This is a genomic window from Streptomyces sp. KLMMK (genome assembly GCF_036961605.1).
In the GTDB taxonomy this organism is placed as follows: domain Bacteria; phylum Actinomycetota; class Actinomycetes; order Streptomycetales; family Streptomycetaceae; genus Streptomyces; species Streptomyces telluris.
The window spans coordinates 1-1937 of record NZ_JBAMDC010000680.1; the positions used below are offsets into that span (position 1 = coordinate 1).

The window sequence follows — 1937 nt, forward strand, 5'->3', positions numbered from 1 at the left end:
CTGGTGCTGTGGGCGGTGGCCGCCGTACTCGCCGGCGGTGCCGCCGGATGGGCCCTCTACGGCTCCACCTGGCTGCGCGCCACCCGGGTGGAGGTTTCCGGCGCCCGCGTGCTGACGCCCGATGAGGTCCGTGCCGCCGCCGACGTCCGGCTCGGCGGCCCCCTGGTCTCCGTGGACACCGACGCCATCGAGGAACGGCTGCGGGACGCCCTGCCGCGGATCGCCTCGGTCAGGGTCGAGCGGTCCTGGCCGCACACGGTCGGCCTGAAAGTGGTCGAGCGGCAGCCCAAGGCGATCGTCCAGGACGCCGCAAAGGGTGGAAGATTTATCGAAATCGACGGCGAGGGCGTACGGTTCGCCACAGTCGATCATGCTCCGGGCGGGGTGCCCCGGCTGTCCGTGGAACCCTCGGGCGCCGCGGCGGCCAGTCTGCGCCGGTTCGGCCCCGAGCGGCTGGAGCGCGAAGGCGTCCGGGTCGCCGAGGCGCTGCCCGAAGCCGTGCGCGCGGACACCCGCACCATCCGCGTACGCTCGTACGACTCCATCACCCTGGAGCTGACGGGCGATCGGACGGTCGTCTGGGGCAGCGGGGAGCGGGGCGAGGCGAAGGCCCGTGCGCTGACGGCTCTGCTGAAGGCCGCGCGGGGTGCCGACCGCTTCGACGTGAGCGCTCCCAGCGCTCCCGCGGCGTCGGGGAGTTGACGGCCGGGGTGGCCGGGCAGCACCCTGGCTGGCTACGGCTATGGGTGATCACATAGGGTGAAAAGAAAAACGGGAGGTTCGGCGTGTTCGTTGAACGCGCGCGGCTTGTCGACTTAGTGTCCTGTTCGGAGAACCCCAGCGAACAGCGGCACCGGTAACCCTAAACTTCACGTTGAGGGTTCGGGTCGGCACTGAACCGTCCCCCAGGCATACGTAACTCGAGGCGAGAGGCCTTCGACGTGGCAGCACCGCAGAACTACCTCGCAGTCATCAAGGTCGTCGGCATCGGCGGCGGTGGCGTGAACGCCATCAACCGGATGATCGAGGTCGGTCTCAAGGGCGTCGAGTTCATCGCGATCAACACCGATGCGCAGGCCCTGCTGATGAGCGACGCCGACGTCAAGCTCGACGTCGGCCGCGAGCTCACCCGCGGCCTCGGCGCCGGCGCCAACCCCGACGTCGGCCGCAAGGCCGCCGAGGACCACCGCGAGGAGATCGAGGAGGTCCTCAAGGGGGCCGACATGGTCTTCGTGACCGCGGGCGAGGGCGGCGGCACCGGCACCGGCGGCGCCCCCGTGGTCGCCAACATCGCCCGTTCGCTGGGCGCCCTGACGATCGGTGTGGTCACCCGGCCGTTCACCTTCGAGGGCCGCCGCCGGGCGAACCAGGCGGAGGACGGCATCGCGGGTCTGCGCGACGAGGTCGACACCCTCATCGTGATCCCGAACGACCGGCTGCTGTCCATCTCGGACCGTCAGGTGAGCGTGCTCGACGCGTTCAAGTCTGCGGACCAGGTGCTGCTGTCGGGCGTCCAGGGCATCACCGACCTGATCACCACCCCGGGTCTGATCAACCTCGACTTCGCCGACGTCAAGTCCGTGATGTCCGAGGCGGGCTCGGCGCTCATGGGCATCGGCTCGGCCCGCGGCGACGACCGCGCGGTGGCCGCCGCCGAGATGGCGATCTCCTCGCCGCTGCTGGAGGCGTCCATCGACGGCGCCCGCGGCGTCCTGCTCTCCATCTCCGGCGGCTCCGACCTCGGTCTCTTCGAGATCAACGAGGCCGCCCAGCTGGTCAGCGAGGCCGCCCACCCCGAGGCCAACATCATCTTCGGCGCCGTCATCGACGACGCCCTGGGTGACGAGGTCCGGGTCACCGTCATCGCCGCCGGCTTCGACGGCGGCCAGCCGCCGGCCAAGGGCAGCCGCGACAAGGTGCTCGGCTCCTCCTAAGGT

At 70.6% G+C, this 1937-nt stretch carries 1 protein-coding gene and 1 pseudogene; both read left to right on the forward strand.

Annotated elements, in window-relative coordinates; translation table 11 throughout:
- A partial coding sequence (locus tag V7793_RS37070; RefSeq protein ID WP_336014081.1) for a cell division protein FtsQ/DivIB occupies positions 1-702 on the forward strand: 702 nt, incomplete at its 5' end.
- Positions 703-941: 239 nt separating this feature from the next.
- Positions 942-1928, forward strand: a pseudogene (ftsZ, locus tag V7793_RS37075) (cell division protein FtsZ); the annotation flags it as partial.
- Positions 1929-1937 lie beyond the last annotated feature (9 nt).